This is a genomic window from Bradyrhizobium sp. Ken51, assembly GCF_055807435.1.
In genome coordinates this window covers 102,673-127,798 of record NZ_JBVVPB010000015.1, presented here as the reverse complement: position 1 = coordinate 127,798, position 25,126 = coordinate 102,673, and the positions used below count along the sequence as shown (strand labels likewise).

Below are 25,126 nucleotides of genomic sequence, written 5' to 3'. Positions count from 1 at the left end.
CCCCCGCCCGCCGTCGCGATTGTTGAACACAGGTTTCCCACACAATGAATTCGCGCTCCAAGTCTGCAGTTAAGAAGTCCGCCATCAGCAAGCCCGCTCTTCGCAAGCCGAACACCAAGACATCCGCAGCCAAGGCAAAACCCTCCAAGCGTTCACCCACCAAGCGTTCACCCACCAAGCGTTCACCCACCAAGCCTTCACTCGCCAAGTCTTCACTCGCCAACTCTTCGCCTGCCAAGCCTGCGAGCAAGACCGGCAAGCTTCCGGAGTGGAACCTCGCCGACCTCTATTCCGGGATCGATGCGCCGGAAGTGGCGCGCGATCTCGAAAGGATGGACGCCGATTGCGTCGCGTTCGAGACGGACTACAAGGGCAAGCTCGCCACAGGAACAGCAAAGGAAGATGGCGGAAAATGGCTCGCTGAAGCCGTGCGACGCTATGAGGCGATCGACGACCTCGCCGGCCGGCTCGGCTCGTACGCCGGCCTCGTTCATGCCGGCGACAGCGTGGACCCCAAGATTTCAAAGTTTTACGGCGACGTTTCCGAGCGCCTGACGACGGCATCGACGCATCTGCTGTTCTTCGCGCTCGAGCTCAATCGAATCGATGACGATATTTTGAACCGCGCGATGCAGGCCGCTGAGCTCGCGCACTACCGTCCCTGGATCGAGGATCTGCGCAAGGAGAAGCCGTACCAGCTCGACGACAAGCTCGAGCAGCTCTTCCTGGAGAAGTCGCAGACCGGCTATTCAGCCTTTAACCGGCTGTTCGACCAGACCATCTCGAGCCTGCGTTTCAAGGTCGGGCCCAAGGAGCTCGCGATCGAGCCGACGCTCAATCTTCTGCAGGACCGCGACGGCGCCAAGCGCAAGGCCGCGGCAGAGGCGCTCGCAAAGACCTTCAAGGCCAATGAGCGCACCTTTGCGCTGATCACCAACACCCTGGCCAAGGACAAGGACATCTCCGACAGCTGGCGCGGCTTCAAGGACGTCGCGGATTCCCGGCATTTGAACAACCGCGTCGAGCGCGAGGTAGTGGATGCGCTGGTCGCCTCGGTGCGCGCGGCCTATCCGAAATTGTCGCATCGCTACTACGCGCTGAAGGCACGCTGGTTCGGCAGGAAGCGCCTGGCCTATTGGGATCGCAACGCGCCGCTGCCTTTTGCGGCCACCGACATCATCGGCTGGCCCGACGCACGAAGCATGGTGCTCTCCGCCTATCGCGGCTTCTCGCCAAAGATGGCTGATATCGCCGAGCGCTTCTTCACCGACCGCTGGATCGACGCGCCGGTGCGTCTGGGCAAGGCGCCGGGTGCCTTCTCGCATCCGACCACGCCGTCCGCGCACCCCTACGTGCTGATGAACTACCAGGGCAAGCCGCGCGACGTGATGACGCTCGCCCACGAGCTCGGCCACGGCGTGCACCAGGTGCTGGCGGCCAGGAACGGCGCGTTGATGGCGCCGACGCCGCTGACGCTGGCGGAGACCGCGAGCGTGTTCGGCGAGATGCTGACCTTCCGGCGGCTGCTGGCGCAGACCAAGAGCGCAAAGCAGCGCCAGGCGCTGCTCGCCGGCAAGGTCGAGGACATGATCAACACCGTGGTGCGGCAGATCGCGTTCTATTCCTTCGAGCGCGCGGTCCACACCGAACGCAAGAACGGCGAACTCACCGCGACGCGGCTCGGCGAGATCTGGCTCTCGGTGCAGGGCGAGAGCCTTGGTCCGGCAATCGAGATCAAAGCGGGCTACGAGAACTACTGGATGTACATCCCCCACTTCATCCATTCGCCGTTCTACGTCTACGCCTATGCGTTCGGCGATTGTCTCGTGAACTCGCTGTACGCCGTCTACGAGAACGCGGCCGAAGGCTTTGCCGAGCGCTATCTCGACATGCTCGCCGCCGGCGGCACCAAGCATTATTCCGAACTGCTGCGGCCGTTCGGGCTCGATGCCAAGGATCCAAAGTTCTGGGACGGCGGCCTGAGCGTCATCGCCGGCATGATCGACGAGCTGGAAGCGATGGGCTGAGGCAGGCACGAGCCGGCTATCACCGGAGCGGCACGAGACGAGCCAGCCGGCTCAGCGAGCGGCCCGCCCCGGCGGACCGGTCTCGAACGAGCAGGCGCCGGCGGCGGCGCCATATTTTCAGCCAGCGCATTTCGCCGCGACGTTCGAGACGGCCTCGATATCCTGGTAGGGAGTATTGAACGTCCGAGCCCGAGGCGAGACTAACCCCGTAGATACCCGCTTTATTTTTACAATTATTGATTGCAGATCACCCTCTTGCCGCTCGGGAGGCCCGCATGCCCGATCAAGGACAGGTCCGCCTACCTGGCGCGCGGAACGCCGCTGCCTTCGAAGAGGAAACGCCCTGGTGCGAGAAGCACCAGCAGATCGTCCGCGACGAAATCGAGGCGATCAACACGCGCCGCGAAGAGGCGCGGCAAGTCGATCCGGAGGGCACAGAGGCGTGCCAGATGCTCGACGTGGTCGGGCTCGCGCTCTCCGGCGGCGGGATCCGCTCCTCGGCCATGTGCCTCGGCGTGCTCCAGGCGCTGAACCACCACGATTTGATCGGACGGATCGATTATCTGTCCACCGTGTCGGGCGGCGGCTACATCGGCACCTCGCTCAGCACGACCATGACGGTGACAGGGCGGTTTGTGTTCGGCCAGCGGTCCGCCGGGAGAGCTGCGACCGCCAGCGAGATCAGCGATACGCCATCGGTCGGACATATCAGGAATTATTCCAACTATCTGATCCCGGCCGGCTTCCGCGATCTCTTGACCGGGATTGCAATCGTGGCGCGGGGCCTGATCGCCAATATCGGATTGACCCTACCCGTCGTGCTGCTGCTCGCAGCTGTCACGATCTGGTCGACGCCGCTGCGGAGCTGCCTCACGGTCGCAAATTTCTTCGGCGTCGATATCGCCGAAGGCGCTTTGCCGCAGTGTGAGCTGCATCATTTCGGCTGGATCGCGGACCGCTTCGGGTTCACTGCGATCGGGGCGATCGTCGCGCTGGCGCTGCTTGCTTGCGGCGGGATCGCTTATCTGAGCTCGCGCACGGAGCGGGGCATCGGCCCGACCATCTTCCTGACCTATGCTGCGGCCATCGCGTTCCTGCTCGGCATCGCATGCGACTTCGCGCGCGTCCTTCAGATCGCGCATTTCGCGCTGACGCTGGCAACGGCGATCATCGGCGTCGCCCTGTTCTTCGGCTGGGCGCTCAAGCAGTCATTTGCAAGTCCCGAAAAGCGTCAGGAGTTCCGCTCGCATTGGCCGACCGCCGGCGCGACTTTCTTGGTCCTGCTTGCCGCGATTGCGTTCTTCGAATTCCAGCCCTTCATGCTGTCGCAGATGTTCGATGTCGCCGACAGCAACGCGATCGGCGGGCCGGTCCGCGGCGTCGCGGTCACCTGGATTCAGTCGCTGGCTGCAATTGCCGCGCCAATCGGTGTTTTCGTTACTGCTTTCAGGCAGCAATTCGCCGAATTCCTGAAGGGAGACAGCGTATCCTCGCAATGGGGCTCGATGATGCTCGCGATCATTGCCAAGGTCGCGTTGTGGACCGCCGGATTGGCGCTGCCACTGATCATCTGGGTCGCCTTTCTCTACTTGTCTTATTGGGGCATCGCCAACGATCCGATCGAAAAATGCCAGGCGCCTCTGACCGCCATGGCGCAGAAGGGTTGCCTAGCGGCCAACAAATCAACCGTGCCCGCGTCGGGCAATCTGTCGGGCAAGATCGAGTTCGACGCGAGCGCCGGCACCTTCTCGGCCGAGATCACGCCAACGGCCGCCGCAACCACCGCGACCACGGACTGGCTGACGCCCGTATCCCACGTTCCGGCCTGGCTCAGGTCTGGCGCGAGCAATATCGCACGACAATTCGACTGGTTGGATAGAGGCTCCGGCTATGCGCACAGCCTGCCCGTGGTGATCCTGTATACGCTCGTCGGCCTGCTGCTGTTTGCGATCTCATGGTCGCTGACGCCCAACGCGAATTCGCTCCACCGGCTTTACCGCGACCGGCTGAGCAAGGCTTTCCTGTTCGATCCGGGCCGGTCGGCAGACGGCAATATCGCGCGCGCCGAGGCCAGCCTCGATCAGGGACGCGATTTCAAGCCGCTCGATCGCATGAGGTTGAGCGAGCTCTATGCGGCCCCGAGTGACCAGGTCGCGACGGGGGACCGGCCTGCCGCGCGGAAGCTGGGGGCGCCCTATCATCTCATCAACACGGCGCTCAACATCCAGGGGTCGGACTTCGCCAACCGGCGCGGCCGCAATGCCGACTTCTTTGTGTTCTCGCCGCTCTATGTCGGCAGCGAGGCGACGCGCTACGCCAAGACCCCGGCGGTCGAGCATCTTGAGCAAAGCCTCGACCTCGCCACCGCAATGGCGATCTCGGGGGCGGCGGCGTCGTCGAACATGGGCTCGAACTCGATCAGGGCGCTGACGCCGACGCTCGCGCTGTTGAACGTGCGGCTGGGCTACTGGCTGAGCAATCCGCGCTATGTCGAGGCCACTGTCCGGCCGCAGCGCCGCTCCACGCCGCTCTTCCTGTGGTCGGAAATCTCGGGCCGTCTCTACGAGAATAGCGACGGCGTCTACCTCACCGACGGCGGCCACATCGAAAACCTCGGCGTCTACGAGCTGCTGCGCCGGCGCTGCAAGGTGATCGTTGTGGTCGACGCGGAAGCCGACGCGGCGATGAATTTCTCCTCGCTGATGAAGCTCCAGCGCTACGCCCGCATCGATCTCGGCGTCCGGATCGATTTGCCATGGACGCCGATCCGCGACCGCACGCGCGCCATCATGGCGGCGAACGCCGACAAGAAGTCCACACGAACCTCTCCTGAGACGCCGGACGAGGCCGGCGAGCACGTTCATGTGGCGATCGGCACCATCGACTATGGTGGCGATGACAGGGGCTATCTCGTCTACATTAAGTCCTCGCTCTCCAACGACGAGAACGACTACATCCGCGACTACGCGCGGCGTAACGATACGTTCCCGCACGAGACCACCGGCGATCAGTTCTTCTCGGAGGAGCAGTTCGAGGTCTATCGCGCGCTTGGTTTCCACATGACCCATGGCTTCTTGGCCGGGGACCACGTGGTGGCGGTCGGCCCCGGGACGGCCCCGCGGATGGCTCGATTCACCGAAGCAGGCGAGCCGGCGGTTGACGCGGTCCGCGAGGCGCTCGGTCTCCCGGTACCCCAGCGAGCGGCCGTGAACATCACCGCCACGATGATTGATCAGGGCTGAGCGGCTGTAGCGCGGGGCTTTCCCGCCAATCGGAATTCCAAATGACCTGATTTGCCGGGAAACCGCGCCCCCGTGCCGTTGCCCTGCCCGAAAGTTTGCGGTATCCAGCCATGAAATTCGACTTTCGACTGGGGACAATTCATGGCCGACCATAGCGAAGTGGCGTACAGCACCGCCGACGGCAACGACTACGTTGCCCACGAGCAGACCTACGAGGGCTTCATCAAGCTGGTGAAGTACGGCACGGTCTCGGTCGCGCTTATCGTGATCCTGATGGCGATCTTCCTGACCTGATCCATCCCCTGCAGCACCGCCAGCGTCGTCGGTGCCCATAAAATTTGCAATCAAGCCGGATTGAAAACCGGTATCCAACGTTGCGGGAGTAACGCTAAGTTCGCGTGCGCGCTTCTTCCCGCGTCGCCGGAGGGCCTATGAAGATCGCCGTTGCCAAGGAAATCGATCCGTCGGAGCCGCGGGTCGCCGCTTCGCCGGATACGGTGAAGAAGTTCAAGGCGCTGGGCGCCGAGATCGCCATTGAGCCGGGCGCCGGCCTCAAGTCGGGCCTGCCGGACTCCGAATTCACCGCCGTGGGCGCCACCGTCAGCGCCGACGCGCTGAAGGACGCCGACATCATCATCAAGGTGAAGCGCCCTGAAGCCTCGGAGTTGGCGCAGTACAAGCGCGGCGCGCTCGTCATCGCCATCATGGACCCCTACGGCAACGAGGCCGCGCTGAAGACGATAGCCGATGCCGGCGTCTCCGCCTTCGCGATGGAATTGATGCCGCGCATCACGCGCGCGCAGGTGATGGACGTGCTGTCCTCGCAGGCCAACCTTGCCGGCTACCGCGCCGTGATCGAGGGCGCCGAGGCCTTCGGACGCGCCTTCCCGATGATGATGACCGCGGCCGGCACCGTGCCCGCCGCAAAAGTGTTCGTGATGGGCGTCGGCGTCGCCGGCCTCCAGGCGATCGCGACCGCGCGCCGTCTCGGCGCCGTCGTCACCGCGACCGACGTCCGGCCCGCCACCAAGGAGCAGGTCGAATCGCTCGGTGCGAAATTCCTCGCCGTCGAGGACGAGGAATTCAAGAACGCCCAGACCGCCGGCGGCTACGCCAAGGAAATGTCCAAGGAGTACCAGGCCAAGCAGGCCGCGCTCACCGCCGAGCACATCAAGAAGCAGGACATCGTGATCACCACCGCGCTGATTCCGGGACGGCCTGCGCCGAAGCTCGTCACGGCCGACATGGTCAAGTCGATGAAGCCGGGGTCGGTGCTGGTCGATCTCGCCGTCGAGCGCGGCGGCAATGTCGAAGGCGTCAAGGCGGGCCAGGTCGCCGAGGTCGATGGCATCAAGATCGTCGGCTACACCAACGTCGCCGGCCGCGTCGCGGCGTCGGCCTCCAGCCTCTACGCGCGCAATTTGTTTAACTTCATCGAAACGATGGTCGACAAGACCAGCAAGGCGCTGGCCGTGAACTGGGACGACGAACTCGTCAAGGCGACTGCGCTGACCCGGGACGGCGCCGTCATCCACCCGAATTTCCAGCCGAAAGCGTAAGGAGAGCCGTCATGGAGCATATTGCACAAGTCGTCGACCCCTTCGTCTTCCGGCTGTCGATCTTCGTTCTCGCCGTCTTCGTCGGCTATTTCGTGGTGTGGTCGGTGACCCCTGCGCTGCATACGCCGCTGATGAGCGTGACCAATGCGATCTCCTCGGTGATCGTGGTCGGCGCGCTGCTGGCGGTCGGCGTCGGCATGATCTCGAGCGGTTCGGGCTGGGCGCGCGGCTTCGGCTTCATCGCGCTCATTTTCGCCTGCGTGAATATCTTCGGCGGCTTCCTTGTCACCCAGCGCATGCTGGCGATGTACAAGAAGAAAGTGAAATGAGCGGCGTGCACCTCGGGGTGACGAAGACAAAGGGGACCTGAGATGAACGCCAATCTGGCTGCAGTTCTGTATCTCGTGGCAGGTGTGCTGTTCATCCTGTCACTGCGCGGGCTGTCCAGCCCCGCCTCATCGCGGCAGGGCAATTTCTTTGGCATGATCGGTATGGCGATCGCGGTCGCCACCACGCTCGCCAGCCATCCGCCGGCGGACGGCCTCGCCTGGATCCTCGTGATCCTTGGTATCGCGATCGGCGGCAGCGTCGGCGCGGTGATCGCCCGTCGCGTGCCGATGACCTCGATGCCGGAACTGGTCGCCGCCTTCCATTCGCTGGTCGGTATGGCCGCGGTGCTGGTCGCTGCCGGTGCGTTCTACGCGCCGGAAGCCTTCGACATCGGCAGCCCCGGCAACATCCATCCGCAGAGCCTGGTCGAGATGTCGCTCGGCGTCGCCATCGGCGCGCTGACCTTCACCGGTTCGGTGATCGCGTTCCTGAAGCTGTCCGCGCGCATGAGCGGTGCCCCGATCATCCTGCCGTTCCGTCACATCATCAACATCGCGCTTGCGATCGCCCTCGTCGTCTTCATCGTCGGGCTGGTCATGACGGGCAGCGCGCTCGACTTCTGGCTGATCGTCATCATCGCGCTGGCGCTCGGCGTGCTCATGATCATCCCGATCGGCGGCGCCGACATGCCGGTCGTGATTTCGATGCTGAACTCTTACTCGGGCTGGGCCGCGGCCGGCATCGGCTTCACTCTCGGCAATTCCGCGCTGATCATCACCGGGGCGCTGGTGGGATCGAGCGGCGCGATCTTGTCCTACATCATGTGCCACGCGATGAACCGCTCCTTCATCTCCGTCATCCTCGGCGGCTTCGGTGGCGAGACCGCGGCGGCGGGCGGTGGCGGCGGCGAGCAGAAGCCGGCCAAGCTCGGCTCGGCCGACGATGCGGCCTTCATCATGAAGAACGCGCAGAAAGTCATCATCGTGCCCGGCTACGGCATGGCGGTGGCGCAGGCTCAGCATGCGCTGCGCGAAATGGGCGACATCCTGAAGAAGGAAGGCGTCGAGGTGAAATACGCCATTCACCCGGTCGCCGGCCGCATGCCCGGCCACATGAACGTGCTGCTGGCCGAAGCCAACGTGCCCTATGACGAGGTGTTCGAGCTCGAGGACATCAACTCCGAATTCGCGCAGGCCGACATCGCCTTCGTGATCGGCGCCAACGACGTCACCAATCCGGCGGCCGAAGAGGACAAGACCTCGCCGATCTACGGCATGCCGGTGCTCCAGGTCTGGAAGGCCGGCACCGTGATGTTCATCAAGCGCTCGCTCGCTTCGGGCTATGCCGGCATCGACAATCCGCTGTTCTATCGCGACAACACCATGATGCTGCTCGGCGACGCCAAGAAGGTCACCGAGAACATCGTCAAGGCGATGTAGCGCGGAGGCATGTGGGCGAATGCGACGCGCGAGCACGCGTCGCATGGAGCGCCGCTCAGCAGGCGGCGTGCGGCCGCCGCGCCTTTCCGGCGCGCCCTCGGGCGATGTCATGAAATTGCTGCGGAGCTGTCGCAAGCCCTGAACGGGGGCCGGGCCGCGTCATCATGACCATCGTCAAGTGGATCGCCATCCTGCTCGTGACCGTCTATTTCGCCGGTCTCCTCGTGCTGTATGTCAGGCAGCGCGAGATGCTGTTTCCGATCCCGCCCGTCGGTCGCACCACGCCGGACGCCGCGGGCCTCCCTGAGGCCGAAGAGCACGTCCTGACCACCTCCGATGGCGAGAAGGTCATCGTCTGGCACGTGCCGGCGAGGCTTGGCCGGCCCGTGATCCTGTATTTTCCCGGCAATGGCGATTATCTCGCCGGTCGCATCAGCCGTTTCAAGGCCATGACGGCGGACGGCACCGGCCTCGTCGCGCTGTCCTATCGCGGCTATGCCGGCTCGAGCGGGGCGCCGAGCGAGACGGGCCTGCTGCGCGATGCCGCGGCCGCCTACGCCTTCACCACTGTGCGCTACGCGGCGGAACGAATCGCCGCCTGGGGCTTTTCGCTCGGGACCGGCGTGGCGGTCGCAATCGCCTCGGAGCATCGTATTGGAAAACTCATCCTGGAAGCTCCCTACACATCGACGGCCGACATTGCAGCTTCATCGTTCTGGTACGTTCCGGTGCGCCTGCTGATGCGCGATCCATTTCATTCCGACGAGCGTATCCCGCGCGTCACTGTGCCGCTATTGGTGATGCATGGCACCAATGACCTTGCCATTTCGATCGTGTTCGGAGAGCGTCTGTTCGCGCTCGCGCACGAACCGAAGCAGTTCGTTCGCTTTGCAGGCGGGGGACACGACAATCTCGATGCGTTCGGTGCGATCGAAACGGCGAGGCGCTTCATTGCTTTCTAGACGGCTTGTCGTTCGGCGCGAGAGCGGGTTCATCGCCGCGATCCTCGTCGTGTTGTTGCCACAGCACGCATGGGCTGCGACCGGGCTCGACGGCGCGGCGATGGGCTGGCCCTATGCGCTGCCCTTTGCCGGCCTCCTGCTGTCGATCGCGCTCGGGCCGCTGCTGTTTGCAAAAATCTGGCACCATCATTACGGCAAGATCGCCGCGGCCTGGTCGCTGCTGGCACTCGCTTCGCTTGTCATGCTTGCCGGGAGCATGGCGACGCTGGCTGCGCTCGTTCACGCCATGCTCGCCGAATATCTCGGCTTCATCGTGCTGCTGTTCTCGCTCTATGTCGTGGCGGGGGGCATTCTCGTGACGGGCGACATCAAGGCGACCCCGGCGGCCAACGCCGGCATCCTCGCGCTCGGTACGGCGATGGCGAGCGTCGTCGGCACCACCGGGGCGGCCATGATCCTGATCCGCCCTCTGATCCGCGCCAACCGGCCGCGGCGCTACAACGCCCATGTCGTCATCTTCTTCATCATCCTGGTCGCCAATGTCGGCGGCGCGCTGAGCCCGCTCGGCGATCCCCCGCTGTTCGTCGGTTTCCTGCATGGCGTCGACTTCTTCTGGACCACGCGGACCATCTGGCTGCAGACGGCGATCGTTGCCGGACTGCTGCTCGCGATCTTCGTCGTCATCGACGTCTGGCGCTTCCGTAGCGAACCCTTGCTCGGCGCCGCCGGCGCCGCGAAGCCGGTCCGCATCCGCGGCCTCGTCAACCTGGTGCTGATCGCAGCCATCGTCGCGAGCCTGCTGGCCTCGGCGATGTGGAAGTCCGGCATCGCCTTCGACATTCTCGGAACCAGGCTGGAGCTGGAAGACATTGCCCGCAACGCGGCGCTGCTGGCGATAGCGGCCCTGTCGGTGTGGTTGACGCCGGACGAGCACAGGCAGGCCAACGGCTTCACCTGGGAGCCGATCCGCGAAGTCGCAAAGCTGTTCGCCGGCATTTTTATCGCGATCATCCCGGTCATTGCCATGCTCGATGCCGGCCATCACGGCGCGTTCGCCTGGCTGTTGTCGGCTGTGACCGGGCCGGACGGCGCGCCGCGCGAGGTTGCCTATTTCTGGTTCACCGGCCTGATGTCGGCGTTCCTCGACAATGCGCCGACCTATCTGTTGTTCTTCGAGCTCGCCGGCGGCGACCCGCAGGTGCTGATGCACGAGCTTTCGGGCACGCTCGCCTCCATCTCCATGGGAGCAGTCTACATGGGCGCGCTCACCTATATCGGCAATGCGCCGAACTTCATGGTGAGCAGCATTGCGAGCGAGAACGGCATCGAGATGCCGAGCTTCTTCGGTTATTTCGTGCGTGCCAGCGCGGTGCTGATCCCGCTATTCTTGCTGCTGACGCTACTACCGTTCGCGCCGATCCTGCGCTGGCATTGAATCTGCCGCCCGATTTGCTACTGCTCGGCTGAGACGATTGGAGCCGATGGATGAGCGCGCATAATCCGATGCCTCGGTCGGCCTGGATCTTTCCGGCGCTGGCCGTGCTGCTGTTCGTGGCCGTCAGCGCGACGGACTATGTGTTCACGCTGTCGTTCGGCGGGCTCGTCTTCGCCCTCCTGCTCCTCGTCATCCTGTTCGGCACGGTGTTTGCCGCGGTCCATCATGCCGAAATGATCGCCGAGCGGGTCGGCGAACCCTACGGCACGCTGGTGCTGACGCTCGCGGTGACCATCATCGAGGTGGCGCTGATCACCACGATCATGCTGGGCGACAAGCCTGCCCCGGAACTTGCGCGCGACACCGTGTTCGCCGTTGTCATGATCGTCTGCAATGGCCTCGTCGGGCTCTGCATCTTCATCGGCGGCCTGCGGTATCGCGAGCAGGGCTTTCAGCTCTCCGGCGCCAACGTCTATCTCAGCGTGCTGTTCGCGCTCGCGACCATCACTCTGATCATGCCGAACTACACGACGACCACGCCGGGCCCGGTTTATTCGGCGGTTCAACTCGGCTTCGTCGACGTGGTCACGCTCGCGCTGTATGGGGTGTTTCTCTACACCCAGACCGTGCTGCACAAGGATTACTTCGTTCACGAGCGGGCGGATGGCGGCAGCGGCGAGGGGCATCGGTCGGGCCGGACCATGGTGCTCAGCGTCGTGCTGCTGCTGATTGCGCTGCTGGCGGTCGTGCTGCTGTCCAAGAAATTCTCGCTGGTCGTCGATGCCGTTGGGGCCAGGATCGGTGCGCCGCCTGCCTTTGCCGGACTTCTGGTCGCGCTCCTGATCCTGCTGCCGGAAGGCGTCGCGGCCGTGTCGGCCGCCCGCAAGAACGACCTCCAGAAGAGCATCAATCTCGCGCTCGGCTCGTCGCTCGCCACCATCGGGCTGACCATCCCGGCCGTCGGTGTCGCAACCTATGCGCTCGACAAGGAGCTCACGCTCGGCCTCAGCGACCAGGGCAGCGTGCTTTTGCTCCTGACCTTCTTTTTGAGCATGCTGACCTTCGGTACGGGCAGGACCAATGTCCTGTTCGGGCTGGTCCATATGGTGGTATTTGCCGTCTACGTGTTCATGGTTTTCGTGCCCTGAACCGGTTTTCCGGACGTGCCCCCAGGAGAGTTCCGATGCTTGCCGCCAAGTCCGAAGTTCAGGTCGACAATGAGCAGGTTCGGGTGACCGAGTGGCGGCTCGCGCCAAACAGCGCCACCGGGCATCACACCCACGGCATGGACTACGTCATTGTTCCCGTGGTCGCAGGGGAAATGACCATCGTGGCACCCAGTGGCGAGCGGTCCAAGGCACAGCTCGCGGCCGGAAAATCCTATTTTCGCAAGGCCGGCGTCAAGCACGACGTGCTTAACGAAACCGCAACCGAGATCGTGTTCCTTGAGGTCGAGCTGAAGCCGTAATTCCGGCGTACCCCTTTGCCATTGATCCGTCGCAGTTGATCCCTCACTATGCCTCAAAGTTCCCGCATCAGATCGCGCGGGGAGTGGCCGGAATGCTGAAATACATCGCTAAAATCTCGATGGACATCTTCCCCTCGGTGCTCGCAACGATCATCGGGGCATACATCGTTAATCATTACATCAACGCCAAGCCGGCGGCGGATGCACCCGCGGCCGTGATGGCGCCCGCCGAGGCTGGCAAGAACGGCAAGCCCGCCGATCTGGCAAACCTGCCCGCGCCAGGCGTCAAGGCCAAGGGCATTTCCGAGAAGAAGGTGGCGGACAAGCCGGCGGCCGAGAAGGCTGCCGATCAGCCCACCGCGGAGTCGAAGACTTCTACGGCGGACGTGGCGCCGGCCGAGGCCACCCCGCGCGGCAAGCCGTCCGCGCGCGACAAGGCAGTCGCCAAGTCCACCCCGGCCGTCAGTGCACCCGCTCCCGCCACCCCGGTGGTGGAGGCTAATTCGGCGCCGGCTGCTGCCGCGCCGGCCGCCACCCCCGACGCCAATGATCTCGTGCGCGCCGCGATCGAGCGCCTGCGTAAGTCGCCTGAGGGCAAAGCGGTTGAGGCCAAGTCGATTGAAGCCAAGTCGGTTGAGACCAAGTCTTCGGAGGCCAAGCCGCCCGAGAAGACTCAGGAGCCTGCGGTGCGCGAAGCCGCCCGCACTCCGGAGGCCCCGCGTATCATCCCTCTGGATCCGTCAACGGTGCGTCCGTTGCCGCCGCCGATCACGGTCTCGACGCCCGCAGCCGAGGCCTATGGTAATGGCGGCTCGTCGCAGGCGAGCCCGCCCTACACGGCCTCGGTCGGCAACGAGAACCCGAGTCGGCTGACGCCTCCGGCTGATATTCCGGTCCCGATGATTGCGCCCCCGCTCGATCTACGCGCCGATGCCGGCGGGTCCATGCCGCGGCCGAAGACCAATGTCGCCGAAGACATGCTGTCGGGCGTCAAGTCCATGTTCCACTCCGTTCTGCCGAAGAGCGTCACCCCGGATTAAGACGGCGCCTGCGCTGCGCCAGGATCGTCAGCCGCCGACGCGGGCAAGGCCGCTGCGGGCGGCGTCGTCGCGTGGACGAAGCGAGACCGCCTTGGTGTAGGACGCCGCCGCCTTGGTCCTGTCGCCCAGCCGTTCATAGGCTTGCCCGCGTATGGTCCAGACCTGGGCATTGTGGGGATCGGCCTCGGAAGCCTCATCCAGATCCGCCGCGGCCTCCTTGACCTTGCTGAGGGCGAGATAGCTGATGGCGCGGCCGAGCAGCGGCTCGACCTTCTGCGGGTTGAGTCCGCTTGCGGCGCTGAAATCGGCGATGGCGAAGTCGTGCTGGTTCTTGCCCTGATAGATCAGGGCGCGGCCATAGAGCGCCTGCGCATTGTAGGGATCGAGTCCGACCGCGTGATTGAATTCATCGAGCGCAGCAGCTGCGTCGCCGGACTTTGCCAGGGCCTGGGCCTTTGCCGTATGGGCCTGGGCTTCGCTGACATTGCTGGCGCTGACCACGTTCTCGGCGGTCGTAGCCGCCTTGGGTGCCTCCTGCGGCTTGTCCTTCTCCGGCGTCAGCGACCCCAGGTCGAAGGAGCAGCCGCACAGCGAGATTCCCATCAAAGCCAGCGCAAACGGCTGCAGCAGGATCTGGCGTAACCGCGCCAAGCCGCGCTTGGGGAAAGGGGAGGCCATCTACGGTTCGCTCGCGCCAGTGCCGCATCGGTAGTGCCCCATCCCAGGAAGGCACCGCTCACAAAACAATAACGCGGGCCAGGGGCCCGCGTCATCGAAAACTGATGTGTCTCAAGTCCGGTAAATCAGCGCGGTCCGCGCGGACCGGCACTTGCACCGGCACCCGGGCCGCCGCGACCGCCACGATCACCGCCGGGGCCAGCGCCGAAAACCGGCTTCGGCTTCATCGGCAGCAGGCCTTCGCGCTGCAGCTTCTTGCGGGCCAGCTTGCGTGCGCGACGCACGGCTTCGGCCTTTTCGCGGGCCTTCTTCTCGGAGGGCTTTTCGTAGTGACCGCGGAGCTTCATCTCGCGGAAAATACCCTCGCGCTGCATCTTCTTCTTCAGCGCCTTGAGAGCTTGATCGACATTGTTATCGCGAACGAGAACCTGCACGCGGCATCCTCTTCAGTGGATCGGATTTGAATTCTGGTAAGTCAAAGGGGATGGCGAAACGCACAAGCCCTTAACCTTGAGGGCGCGGATGTATCAGACAAAACCTGGGATGTCCACCGGCCAAGCGGGTTTTCGGGCCAAGTTCAGCCATTAAATGAGGCGAAATACCTCTGTGCGGCCCTGATTTGGGAGATTTGACGCCAAGGGTGGGGCCGTTTTCGGAGCTTTGTTCCGGAATCTTTGAAAGCAGGGGACGACACATGGATATGAAGAAATACGCAGCCGAAGCTATCGGCACCTTTTGGCTCACATTCGCAGGTTGCGGAAGTGCGGTGATCGCAGCCGGCTTTCCGCAGGTTGGCATCGGTCTGGTCGGTGTCTCCCTGGCATTCGGGCTGAGCGTGGTCACCATGGCCTATGCGATCGGCCACATCTCAGGCTGCCATCTCAATCCGGCCGTCACCGTCGGTCTCGCCGCCGGCGGGCGCTTTCCGGCCGGGCAGATTCTACCTTATGTGATCGCACAGGTGGCCGGCGCGATCGTGGCCGCGTGGCTGCTCTACGTCATCGCAAGCGGAGCTCCCGGCTTCGACGTCAGCAAGGGCTTCGCGTCCAACGGCTACGACGCCCATTCTCCCGGCCAGTACAGCATGATGGTATGCTTCCTCACCGAGGTGGTGATGACCATGATGTTCCTGTTCATCATCATGGGCGCCACTCACGGCCGCGCGCCGGCGGGCTTTGCACCGCTGGCGATCGGGCTCGCGCTGGTGATGATCCATCTCGTCAGCATCCCCGTCACCAACACCTCGGTGAACCCGGCGCGCAGCACGGGTCCCGCGCTGTTCGTCGGCGGCTGGGCGCTGTCGCAGCTCTGGCTGTTCTGGGTCGCGCCTCTGATCGGCGGCGCGCTGGGCGGGGTGATCTATCGCTGGCTCAGCGACGAACCCTCTGGCGTCGTCGCGGGCGCGAAGACGGCGTAGCTGCAAAGCGGGATCGCGGCATGTGCCGCGGTCCCGTTACTTGCCAGTCGTGGGTCGCACTTCAGTGACGTGGCCCATCTTGCGGCCGGGACGCGGCGCGCCCTTGCCGTAGATGTGCACGGTCGCGCCCGGCACGCTCAGCCACTTGTCATAGTCGTTGATCTCGTCGCCGATCAGATTGGTCATGGTGACGACTTCGCCGTGGCGCACGGGCTTGCCGAGAGGCCAGCCGGCAATGGCGCGGATGTGCTGCTCGAACTGCGAGACGGACGCACCGTCGAGCGTCCAGTGTCCGGAATTGTGCACGCGCGGAGCGATCTCATTGACCAGCACCTTGGGTCCGGTGCCGTTGGCGAGCACGAACATCTCGACGGCAAGCACGCCGACATAATCGAGCGCGCCCGCGATCTTGCCGGCAATGCTCCGCGCTTCCTCGGCGAGCTCGTCCTGGATCCGGGCGGGCGCACGGGAGATCTTCAGGATGTGATCTCGGTGCTCGTTTTCGGTGACGTCAAAACACTCGACCTGGCCTGTGGCCGAGCGGGCGGCGATGACGGAAATCTCACGTTCGTAGGGCACGAAGGCTTCCAGGATCGCCGATTTGGTGGCGAGACTGGTCCACACTTTCGCAATGTCGTCGCCCTCGCGGATGATGGCTTGGCCCTTGCCGTCATAGCCGAAGCGGCGGGTCTTCAGCACCGCCGGAAGGCCGATCCTGGCGATCGCCTCGCGCAACGACGGGACCGAGGTGACGTCGGCATAGGCTGCGGTGCCGATGCCCAGCCGCGTCACGAAATCCTTCTCGGCGAGCCGGTCCTGGGTGGTCTCGAGGATCTTGCGGTTGGGCAGCACCGGGCGGCGAGCATCCAGCACCATCGCGGCCGCGGACGGCACGTTCTCGAATTCGTAGGTGATGACGTCCACGTCGTTGGCGAACAGCTCGAGCGCTTCGACATCGGCATATTCGGCGCAGGTCGCATTCAGGACGACGTCGAAGGCCGGTGAGTCCGGATCGGGCGAGAACAATTGGCAGCGCAGGCCGAGCCGGGCCGCCGCCATCGCCAGCATCCGCCCTAATTGTCCGCCGCCGAGGATGCCAATGGTGTCGCCGGGTTTCAGCTTCAACTGCTTTGCGTCAGTCACGCCTTGTCCTCCGGGCGCTCGGCAACGGCCTCGGTCTGCGCCTTGCGCCAGGCGGCGAGGCGGTCGGACAAGGCCGGGTCGGACAAGGCCAGCACGGCTGCCGCCAGCAGCGCCGCATTGATGGCGCCGGCCTTGCCGATGGCGAGGGTGCCAACCGGGATGCCTGCGGGCATCTGGACAATCGAATAGAGCGAATCGATGCCCTTGAGCGTCCGGGATTCGATGGGAACGCCGAACACGGGCAGTTCCGTGAGCGCCGCCGCCATGCCGGGCAGATGGGCTGCGCCACCCGCGCCGGCGATGATGACCTTGTAACCAGCCGTCTTGGCGCCCTTGGCGAACGCAAACAGCCGGTCGGGGGTGCGGTGTGCCGAAACGATGCGGGTGTCGGTGACAACGCCGAGCGCTGCAAGCGTGTCGGCGGTATGCCGCATCGTGTCCCAGTCCGACTGGCTTCCCATGATGATGGCGATTGGCGCGGTCATGACGTCAATTGTGCTCGAAAAACAGGAAGATAGGCCAGATTAGCGGTTCCGGCCGGTGGCTCGCAAGGCGGTGGCAAGGAGAAGGGAATGCACTATCCTGTCTTGGTGAATCCCCGCAAGCCTTCATTGAGCAGGATGCCCATGAAGAAACCGAAAAGGGCGAGCGCTGCGAAGGCCAAAAAGGGCCCGAAAATCGGCGCCGGTCGCTCCAAAGTTGCTCTCAAGCGTCAGGGCAAGAGTCCGGCCAAGAGTCCCGCCAAGAGTCCAGCGCGGCGTCCGAGCAGGCCGCCGCGGCGCGAAGCGTCTGCCGATGACGGCGCCAAGGCGACCATCAAGCCGGCCATCAACGCGACCATCCGTGACCTCCGGAGCAAGCTCAAGGGGGCGCTGCGGCGGGTCGCGGAGCTGGAGGCGGCCGCCGACACCGACTTCCTGCTCGAAATTCCGAACCGGCGCGGCTTCGAACGCGAGCTCGCACGCGCCGTCGCCTACATGAAGCGCTACAGCGCCAGCGGCGCCCTTATCGTGCTCGACGTCGATCGGCTGAAGCCGATCAACGATTCCTTCGGCCATGCGGCCGGCGACGAGGTGCTGAAGGCGATTGCCACCACGCTGACGCGGCAGATCCGCGCCTCGGATGTGGTCGGCCGGCTCGGCGGCGACGAGTTCGCGCTGCTGCTCTGGAACCTCAGCGAGACCGACGCCAAGGCGAAGGCCGCGGCCTTCGAGCAGGCCATCGACGAATTGTCCTTTGTCTTTCGCGGCCAGCACGTGAGCGCGGGCGCCTCCGCCGGGGTCGCCCTGCTCGGAGTGCAGTCCGACGCCGCGCGCGCCCTGGAGGAGGCCGATGCTGCCATGTATGTGCGCAAGGCCCATCGGCGACACGAGCCGCGCATCAGGCTCGTCAGCAGCTAATTACAGCGTGCCGAGGTCTTTCGGTACGTTGCCGAAGCTGCGGAGCAGTTTGGCGTCACCGAATTCGCCGGTCATGGGATCGCCGCTGCGGCTGAACGCGACCGCGCCGGTGTGGCCGGCGCCGTGCGACATAATCTCGGCGCGCCGTAACGCGGCCGCCACGCTCTGGCATTCCTCGGCCGCACCTGCGACCGGCGATCCGTCCTCGTCGGTGAGGAAGGGTAATGCAACGTAGTAGGTGACATCGGACATGGTCGGCTCCGATAGTTGACAGCTCAGGCGGCGCTGCTCTTGCTCCGCATCTTGCTGCGCGAGGTCTCCGGAATGCAGCCGGCGGAAATCGCCGCCTGCAATTCCTCCAGCTCGGCCTCCAGATATTCGTTGGCCATGATTAGCGCCTTGATGGTGCTGCGCAGATTGCCGTCGCACATCGCGATCGCCTGATCGCAGGCCTGTTCATAATGGCTGTTGTCGAGAAGGACGGTTGCCGACATCTGCGTTTTCCTTGGACGGTTTTCCGGGGCGTTGGTGCTCAAATGTTCTTATTTTGTTCCTTTCGAGTCAAGCGGATTCAGGTGCGGCGGGGCCGCCCTAAAGTTCTACCTGTGGATCAGGCGATGATGTCGGGCGTGATCTGGTCTTCGATGAACGCGATACGGTCACGCAACAACAGTTTGCGTTTCTTCAACCGCTGTAACCGCAACAGGTCGGGGGCGGGCGATTGATGCAGTGCATCGATCGCCGCATCGAGATCTCGGTGTTCCTGGTGCAACCGGGCGAGCTCGGATTCGAGTTCGCGCGCATCTTCATTGGTCATGTCTGCGGTGGCCGAAAAACCGATAGGCGTGAGATTAAGGCTGTGGATGCCCTGTGGAAACTATCGTCCTTGCGCGCCGTGATCGCAAGCGATCTCGGGCTGTCCCGCGTCGATCTCCCGCGAGATATTTCTGCGGTCGCTCCCGAGTTGCGCAAGCGCATTGATATCACGGATTTATCCCGCGTGGTTCCCTTACTCACGCTTCGTTACATATGAATTTTCAAAAATGACAGTGCGACGACGGATACCCCATCGACAGAACGAATCGGTGATGTACACTTCGTTGTCCGGTCGAATCCAAGGTTCCCCCCTACCGAGGAGGTTTCGAATGACAATTCAGGCACATCTGGTTGAATTGGAACGGAAGCATAAAACTCTCGAAAACGAATTGCACGAAGCTCTCGTGCACCTTTCAACAGACGACCTGCAAATTGTTGAGTTGAAGCGCCGGAAGTTGATGGTCAAGGACCAGATCGAGCGTCTCAGGCACGGCGACACGCTCCACTAGTAACCCCTGCAACAGCGTAGAGTTGAACGTACCCTTTCTGGCAGGGATGGGAGCCTTTGCGCTCATCCCTGCTGCGAGGTGCATCGTGCAAGGATTTGCGCGGCTCTAGATTCGTGTCTGGGCGCGGTTCTTCACGCGCAACCGCAATCCACTTCGCTTTAGAACACTAGATGTTTGCGAGCTCGGCGACGTGATCCGCGATCGCGAGCGATGACGTCAATCCCGGCGACTCGATGCCGAACAGATTGATCAGGCCTTCGACGCCGTGATCGCGCGGACCTTGCATCAAGAAATCCTGCGTGGCCACCGCCGGCGGCACGATCTTCGGACGGATGCCCGAATAGCTCGGCATGAGCGCGCCGTCAGGCAGCGTCGGCCAGTATTTGCGGATGGCCGGGTAGAAGCGTTCGGCGCGCGACGGATCGACCTCATAGTCGATCGTTTCGATCCACTCGACGTCGGGGCCGAAACGTGCCTGCCCTGCCATGTCCAGCGTCAGATGCACCCCTAGGCCACCGGGCTCTGGCACCGGATAGATCAGGTGCGAGAACGGCGCCCTGGCATTGCAGCTGAAGTAGTTTCCCTTGGCGAGGTAGGCCGTCGGAATCCGTTCCAGCGGCATGCCCTCGATGTTGCGCGCCACCGCGGTCGCCGAGAGCCCGGCGGCGTTGACGAGGAGGCTGCATTGCAGCGTCATCGGCGCTTCGCCGCCCGCCTCGATCTCGATCACGCCGGCGGTTGCCTTGGCACGGATCAGCGGGGTGTGAAACGCGAAGGCCGCGCCCGCGTCCTCGGCTTCGCCGCGCAGCGAGAGCATGTAGGCGTGGCTGTCGATGATGCCGGTCGACGGCGACAGCAGCGCGGCGTCGCAGGCGAGCGCCGGCTCCAGCGCAGATGCCGCATCGCCCGCGAGCAGCTGCATGTCGAGCACGCCGTTGGCCTCGGCATGCGCCTTGATCGATTGCAGCTTCTCGGTCTCTTTCGGATTGGTCGCGACGATCAGCTTGCCGCAATTCCTGTGCGGGATGCCGCGCTCGGAACAGTAACGGTAGAGCGCGTGCTTGCCGTCGACGCACATGCGCGCCATCCAGCTTCCGGCGCGGTAGTAGATGCCGGCATGAATCACCTCGCTGTTGCGCGAGGAGGTGATGGTGCCGATGGCATCGGCTTCCTCGAGCACGATCACCTCGCGCCCGGCCTGCGCCAGCTTTCGAGCCACCGCGAGCCCGATCACGCCGGCTCCGATGACAACGCAGTCGACCCTATCCATGGTTGTGCAGGACGTCCGTTCGAAGCGACGATGGCCTCACGCCTGGGGACGGCGGCGCGGGGGCGTTTTCCGTTAAGGAAGCATTTATCATGTCAGGGCAATTGCCGTATTTGATGCCACATTTTTCCGTTGCGCGTACAGGCGTTTACCCGATCCAAACCCGCGAGGCCAGACAATCCGACGTTGAAATCGCGGGTGGCTGATGGCTGAGAAGAACTGGCACGCGGGCAGCGCGCTTCCGATTGCGGTGCAGGCCGTCGTGTGCCTGGTCGCAGCGGTGGCGCCTGCGCGCGCCTTTGCCCTCTCCGACAGCTTCACTCCTCCGAGCTATCTCGGCCACCTCGATCCCGACGTGATCTGGGAAGCCCTGATCGCCGGCGTCGTGATCTGCTCGTTCCTCGTCGCGGTCGCGCTGTGGATCCATTCCTCGCTGCGCCGGACCAGGCGCCTGCAGCTGCGGCGCAATGCCTTCGTCTCATCCGCGATGAACAACCTTAACCAGGGCGTGGTGATGACGGATGCGCAACGGCGCATCATCTTCTGCAACGACCGCTATCTCGATATCTACGGCCTGATGCGGTCGGACATCTGGGCCGGAATGACCGGCCATGACATCCTTGAGCTGCGACGCAAGCGCGGAGTGCTCGGCGGCGCCTCCGACGAGGAGTTTTACGAGGAAGCGGCAAGCACCAACGGCCTGATCACCGAACTGCCGGACGGCCGGGCCATCCTGGTGAAGTATTTCGTGCTGCCCAATGGCGGCTCGGTGGCGACGCATCTGGACGTCAGCGAGCAGCGCAGGCTGTCTCGGCAACTCGCCTCCACCAAGCAGTTCCTGGAAACATTGCTGGACCACGTGCCGGCCTGCGTGGCCGCGAAGAACATCGATGATGGTCGCTACATCTTCGCCAATAGCGCCTATGAGCGCTTCTGGGGATTTTCGCGGGACCAGGTTGTCGGCAAGAACGCGCGCGAGCTGTTCGGGCCAAATTCGGCGGCCACCATCGAGGCGACCGATCGGGCGGCGCTCATCGCGCCCGCCGGCCAGTACCGCAACGAATTCGAGGTCGAGCGCGGCGCGACCCAGCGCATGGTAGCCTCGATCCGGATCGTGGTTCGCAACGAGAGCAACAAGCCTGAATTTCTGCTGGTGGTGTTCGAGGACATTACCGACCGCCGCTCGCTGTCGCAGGAGCTGGAGAGCACGAAGAAGTTCTTGGAGCTCGTGGTCGACAACATCCCGGTGGCCCTGATCGTCGAGCAGGTCAAGGACGGTCGCTATCTGCTCGCCAACCGCAGCGCGGAGACGATCCTCAACCGCAGGCGCGAGGAAGCCACGGGCCTGACCGCGTCCGACATCTTCAATCCCAAGGAAGCCAAGCTGATCATCGCGCGCGACGAAGCCGCGATCAAGAAGCGCGGGATGATCACCGAAGAGCACCCGATTTCCACCAAGGACGGGCTGCGGCTGTTCCTCACCCGCCGTGCCACCGTGCTGAGCGACACCGGCGAGCCGCAATATCTGATCAAGACCCACGAGGACGTCACCGATCGCCGGCAGACCGAGTCGCGCATGGCGCACATGGCCTATCACGACGGCCTCACAGATTTGCCGAACCGTGCCGCTTTCCTGCAGGCTTTGACCCAGATGATCGAGGCCTGCGAGGGCACCGGCGAAGAGTTCGCGGTTCTGTGTGTCGATCTCGACGGCCTCAAGGAGGTCAACGACGTCTTCGGTCATGCGCACGGCGACAAGCTCCTGGTCGAGGTGGCCCAGCGGCTCCAAGATTCCGCGCGCGGCGGCGTGGTGGCGCGCCTGTCCGGCGACGAGTTCGGCCTGATCATCGACGGCAAGCAGCCGGAGGCAGGTCTCGCGCTGGCGCAGCAGATCGGTAAAGCCATCGCCGAGGAATTCCAGATCGACGGCCGCCCGGTCCGCGCCGGTGTCACCACCGGCATGTCGATCTTCCCGCACAACGGCGCCGACGCCGCCTCGCTGCTCGCCAATGCCGGCGCGGCGCTGTTCCGCGCCAAGCAGAAATCGCGCGGCACGATCAGCCTGTTCCAGCCGGAGATGGACCAGCAGATTCGCGATCGCCGCGTACTGCACCAGGACCTCTCGATGGCGATCAAGAACGGCGAGCTCTCGCTCGCCTTCCAGCCGCAGGGAGCCGCGGGCCACAGCGTTGCGGAGAGCGAGATCATCGGCTTCGAGGCGCTGGCGCGCTGGCAACATCCGGTGCGCGGCCAGGTCTCCCCGGTCGAATTCATTCCGATCGCGGAGGAAAGCGGCCTGATCGTCGAGATGGGCGAGTGGATCCTGCGCGAGGCCTGCCGCGAGGCAGCGTCCTGGCCGACGCCGCTTCAGATCGCGGTCAACCTGTCGCCGGCGCAGTTCATGCACGGCGACGTGGTCGGGCTCGTCCATTCCATCCTGATCGAGACGGGTCTCGCACCCGGCCGACTGGAACTCGAGATCACCGAGGGCGTGCTGATCGAGGACTTTGATCGTGGTCTTGCGCTGTTGCGCCGGCTCAAGGCGCTCGGCGTGCGCATTTCCATGGACGATTTCGGCAGCGGTTATTCCTCGCTGAGCTATCTCCAGGCGTTCCCGTTCGACAAGATCAAGATCGACCGCGCCTTCATCATCAATCTCGGCCGCAACCCGCAATCGGCGGCGATCGTACGCGCGGTGATCGATCTCGGCCATGGCCTGGACATGTCGATCGTTGCCGAGGGCGTCGAGACGCTCGAACAACTCGCCTTCCTCGCCGCGGAAGGATGTGACGGCGTGCAGGGCTATCTGCTCGGCAAGCCCTTGCCGATCGGGAAATATGCCGGCCTCGTCGGCCGCGCCGAAGTCATGGAGCTCGCGCTCAAGACCGGCTAGTGAGGGTGGGCGCTTCTTTCGCTCTCATTCGACGGCCTCATGGCGGATTACGACCTTGCGATCATCGGCGGCGGCCTGAACGGTGTCAGCCTCGCGCGCGATGCTGCCGGCCGCGGCCTGCGGGTCATCCTGTTGGAGCAGGGCGATCTGGGCGGCGCAGCGTCCTCGGCAACACCGCGGCTGATCCATGGCGATCTCTCGGTCCTGGAACGGCGCGGCTTCCGACGGGTGCGCCGGGCGCTCGCCGAACGGCGGACCTGGCTTCGGATCGCGCCGCATCTGGTTCGGCCGATGCGATTCGTGATCCCGGCGCATTCCGACGAGCGCCCACCATGGCTGCTGCGCGTTGGCCTGTTCCTCTACGACAGCCTCACCAGCCGGAGCGGCCTGCCTGCAACGGCGGTCCTCGACATCACGCATCATCCGGTCGGCAACGCGCTGAAGCGACCGTTCGGCACGGCCTTCGAATATTCGGACTGCGTCGTCGACGATTCCCGACTGGTCGCGCTCACGGCACTGGATGCGGCCGAGCGCGGCGCCGTGATTCGGACTGGAGCGCGCTGTGTGCGCGCCGACCGAACCGACACATGGCGGCTCGCGGTGGTCGACCGCGGCCATCGCCGCACGATAACGGCCCGGGCACTGGCCAATGCCACCGGCGGCTGGACATCGATGGTCGCCGAGACCGTGCTGCGGCAGCCGCAACCCGCCACGGCGGCGATGCAGATGAGCCAGATCATCGTCCCGCGGTTGTTCGATTCCGATAACGTCTACGTTTTCCAGAACAGCGATGGCCGGTTGATCTTCGCGAGCCCTGTCGAACGCGATTTCACGCTGATCGGCACAGTCACGCACGATTTCACCGGCGATCCCGCGATCGTCGCGATGCCGGGGGCCGACATCGGCTACCTCTGCGAAGCGGCCAGTCGCTATTTCCGCGAGCGTGTCGCCCCGACCGACGTGGTGCGCGCGGTCTCCGGCGTCAACCTGACGCTTGCGTCCGCGCGCCGACGTGACGGCACGACGCTGTTCCACGCGCGGCGGCGCAAGGCGCCGCTGATCACGATGTTCGGCGGTGACGTCACCACCTCGCGCCTGCGGGCGGAGCGCGCGGTGGCGAAGTTGACGCCGTTCTATCCGATGTCGCCGCCCTGGACGGCTGGCGCTGCGCTGCCGGGCGGAGATTTTGCCTGGGATCGTTTCGACACCGAGGTCGATCTTGCGCGCGACCGCTGGCGCTTTTTGTCGGAGACGCAGGCCCAACGCCTCGTCGCGGCCTATGGCTCGCGGTTATCGGCTGTGCTTGCCGAGGCGAAGACCCGCGACGATCTCGGCCCCGCCTTCGGTCCCGAGTTGACCGGCGCGGAGGTGCGCTATCTCGTGACCCACGAATGGGCGCGTTTTCCCGAGGACATCCTGTGGCGCCGCTCCAAGCTCGGCCTGACGATGTCGGCGGAGGGATGCGATGCGCTGGCTGCGTTCATGGCGAATCCGATGTGAA

General features: G+C 64.3%; 24 protein-coding genes. 16 read left to right on the top strand and 8 right to left on the bottom strand.

What is annotated here, in order from left to right; all coding sequences use genetic code 11:
* Positions 1–44: 44 nt before the first annotated feature.
* The 11 genes from AC0L27_RS24485 (at position 45) to AC0L27_RS24435 (ending at position 13,502) form a co-directional block, all read left to right on the top strand.
* Positions 45–2,027, top strand: coding sequence for a M3 family oligoendopeptidase (locus tag AC0L27_RS24485; protein ID WP_354204719.1), 1,983 nt, complete (start codon positions 45–47; stop codon positions 2,025–2,027).
* A 275-nt stretch (positions 2,028–2,302) separates the two neighbouring features.
* Positions 2,303–5,269: a patatin-like phospholipase domain-containing protein gene (locus AC0L27_RS24480; protein ID WP_354204721.1), complete on the top strand. Its 2,967-nt coding sequence runs from the start codon at positions 2,303–2,305 to the stop codon at positions 5,267–5,269.
* Positions 5,270–5,410: 141 nt separating this feature from the next.
* Positions 5,411–5,563, top strand: coding sequence for an aa3-type cytochrome c oxidase subunit IV (locus AC0L27_RS24475; RefSeq protein ID WP_007596280.1), 153 nt, complete (start codon positions 5,411–5,413; stop codon positions 5,561–5,563).
* A 137-nt stretch (positions 5,564–5,700) separates the two neighbouring features.
* Complete coding sequence (locus AC0L27_RS24470; protein ID WP_354204723.1) at positions 5,701–6,828, top strand: Re/Si-specific NAD(P)(+) transhydrogenase subunit alpha; 1,128 nt, start codon at positions 5,701–5,703, stop codon at positions 6,826–6,828.
* Positions 6,829–6,839: 11 nt separating this feature from the next.
* Complete coding sequence (locus tag AC0L27_RS24465; RefSeq protein WP_007596278.1) at positions 6,840–7,157, top strand: proton-translocating transhydrogenase family protein; 318 nt, start codon at positions 6,840–6,842, stop codon at positions 7,155–7,157.
* A 42-nt stretch (positions 7,158–7,199) separates the two neighbouring features.
* On the top strand, positions 7,200–8,597 hold the full coding sequence (locus AC0L27_RS24460; RefSeq protein WP_085349147.1) for an NAD(P)(+) transhydrogenase (Re/Si-specific) subunit beta: 1,398 nt from the start codon (positions 7,200–7,202) through the stop codon (positions 8,595–8,597).
* Positions 8,598–8,761: 164 nt separating this feature from the next.
* Positions 8,762–9,559, top strand: a complete 798-nt coding sequence (locus AC0L27_RS24455) for an alpha/beta hydrolase (protein WP_354204726.1) — start codon at positions 8,762–8,764, stop codon at positions 9,557–9,559.
* The gene (locus AC0L27_RS24450) at positions 9,513–10,994 is read left to right on the top strand and encodes a sodium:proton antiporter (RefSeq protein WP_354204728.1); all 1,482 of its coding nucleotides are present in this window, start codon (positions 9,513–9,515) and stop codon (positions 10,992–10,994) included. The genes AC0L27_RS24455 and AC0L27_RS24450 overlap by 47 nt, the downstream gene beginning before the upstream one ends.
* Before the next feature lie 50 nt (positions 10,995–11,044).
* Positions 11,045–12,142 carry a calcium:cation antiporter gene (locus AC0L27_RS24445; protein WP_275169582.1) on the top strand — a complete coding sequence of 366 codons (1,098 nt, stop codon included), beginning with the start codon at positions 11,045–11,047 and terminating at the stop codon, positions 12,140–12,142.
* Between the two features lie 35 nt (positions 12,143–12,177).
* Positions 12,178–12,462: a cupin domain-containing protein gene (locus AC0L27_RS24440; protein WP_354204730.1), complete on the top strand. Its 285-nt coding sequence runs from the start codon at positions 12,178–12,180 to the stop codon at positions 12,460–12,462.
* A 92-nt stretch (positions 12,463–12,554) separates the two neighbouring features.
* Positions 12,555–13,502 carry a prolipoprotein diacylglyceryl transferase gene (locus tag AC0L27_RS24435; RefSeq protein WP_354204732.1) on the top strand — a complete coding sequence of 316 codons (948 nt, stop codon included), beginning with the start codon at positions 12,555–12,557 and terminating at the stop codon, positions 13,500–13,502.
* A gap of 27 nt (positions 13,503–13,529) precedes the next feature.
* On the opposite strand, the gene AC0L27_RS24430 is transcribed toward AC0L27_RS24435, so the two are convergent.
* Positions 13,530–14,180 carry a tetratricopeptide repeat protein gene (locus AC0L27_RS24430; protein ID WP_354204734.1) on the bottom strand — a complete coding sequence of 217 codons (651 nt, stop codon included), beginning with the start codon at positions 14,178–14,180 and terminating at the stop codon, positions 13,530–13,532.
* Between the two features lie 125 nt (positions 14,181–14,305).
* Positions 14,306–14,614 (bottom strand): 30S ribosomal protein S21, encoded by a 309-nt coding sequence (gene rpsU, locus AC0L27_RS24425; RefSeq protein ID WP_007596265.1) that lies wholly within the window; start codon positions 14,612–14,614, stop codon positions 14,306–14,308.
* 260 nt (positions 14,615–14,874) lie between these two features.
* Between rpsU and aqpZ the strand changes: the two genes are divergently transcribed.
* On the top strand, positions 14,875–15,597 hold the full coding sequence (gene aqpZ / locus AC0L27_RS24420; RefSeq protein WP_354059752.1) for an aquaporin Z: 723 nt from the start codon (positions 14,875–14,877) through the stop codon (positions 15,595–15,597).
* A gap of 36 nt (positions 15,598–15,633) precedes the next feature.
* Here aqpZ and AC0L27_RS24415 read toward each other — a convergent pair whose 3' ends face one another.
* Together AC0L27_RS24415 and purE are read right to left on the bottom strand one after the other, a co-directional pair.
* Positions 15,634–16,740 carry a 5-(carboxyamino)imidazole ribonucleotide synthase gene (locus tag AC0L27_RS24415; RefSeq protein ID WP_473320565.1) on the bottom strand — a complete coding sequence of 369 codons (1,107 nt, stop codon included), beginning with the start codon at positions 16,738–16,740 and terminating at the stop codon, positions 15,634–15,636.
* Positions 16,737–17,225, bottom strand: a complete 489-nt coding sequence (gene purE, locus AC0L27_RS24410) for a 5-(carboxyamino)imidazole ribonucleotide mutase (RefSeq protein WP_354204739.1) — start codon at positions 17,223–17,225, stop codon at positions 16,737–16,739. The genes AC0L27_RS24415 and purE overlap by 4 nt, the downstream gene beginning before the upstream one ends.
* A 141-nt stretch (positions 17,226–17,366) precedes the next feature.
* Here purE and AC0L27_RS24405 point away from each other — a divergent pair, with 141 nt between their 5' ends.
* Positions 17,367–18,140, top strand: coding sequence for a GGDEF domain-containing protein (locus AC0L27_RS24405; RefSeq protein WP_354204741.1), 774 nt, complete (start codon positions 17,367–17,369; stop codon positions 18,138–18,140).
* Here AC0L27_RS24405 and AC0L27_RS24400 read toward each other — a convergent pair whose 3' ends face one another.
* The 3 genes from AC0L27_RS24400 to AC0L27_RS24390 form a co-directional block, all read right to left on the bottom strand.
* Positions 18,141–18,392, bottom strand: coding sequence for a hypothetical protein (locus tag AC0L27_RS24400; RefSeq protein ID WP_354204743.1), 252 nt, complete (start codon positions 18,390–18,392; stop codon positions 18,141–18,143).
* A 23-nt stretch (positions 18,393–18,415) separates the two neighbouring features.
* Positions 18,416–18,634, bottom strand: coding sequence for a hypothetical protein (locus tag AC0L27_RS24395; RefSeq protein ID WP_275169573.1), 219 nt, complete (start codon positions 18,632–18,634; stop codon positions 18,416–18,418).
* A 116-nt stretch (positions 18,635–18,750) separates the two neighbouring features.
* Positions 18,751–18,957, bottom strand: a complete 207-nt coding sequence (locus AC0L27_RS24390) for a YdcH family protein (protein ID WP_027519980.1) — start codon at positions 18,955–18,957, stop codon at positions 18,751–18,753.
* Positions 18,958–19,285: 328 nt separating this feature from the next.
* Between AC0L27_RS24390 and AC0L27_RS24385 the strand changes: the two genes are divergently transcribed.
* Entirely contained in the window at positions 19,286–19,465 is a 180-nt protein-coding gene (locus tag AC0L27_RS24385) for a YdcH family protein (protein ID WP_007596254.1), read from the top strand.
* A 166-nt stretch (positions 19,466–19,631) separates the two neighbouring features.
* On the opposite strand, the gene AC0L27_RS24380 is transcribed toward AC0L27_RS24385, so the two are convergent.
* Complete coding sequence (locus AC0L27_RS24380; protein WP_354256894.1) at positions 19,632–20,735, bottom strand: NAD(P)/FAD-dependent oxidoreductase; 1,104 nt, start codon at positions 20,733–20,735, stop codon at positions 19,632–19,634.
* Between the two features lie 202 nt (positions 20,736–20,937).
* Here AC0L27_RS24380 and AC0L27_RS24375 point away from each other — a divergent pair, with 202 nt between their 5' ends.
* Both AC0L27_RS24375 and AC0L27_RS24370 read left to right on the top strand, forming a co-directional pair.
* On the top strand, positions 20,938–23,625 hold the full coding sequence (locus AC0L27_RS24375; protein ID WP_354204748.1) for an EAL domain-containing protein: 2,688 nt from the start codon (positions 20,938–20,940) through the stop codon (positions 23,623–23,625).
* A gap of 39 nt (positions 23,626–23,664) precedes the next feature.
* The gene (locus AC0L27_RS24370) at positions 23,665–25,125 is read left to right on the top strand and encodes a glycerol-3-phosphate dehydrogenase (protein WP_473320563.1); all 1,461 of its coding nucleotides are present in this window, start codon (positions 23,665–23,667) and stop codon (positions 25,123–25,125) included.
* Position 25,126 lies beyond the last annotated feature (1 nt).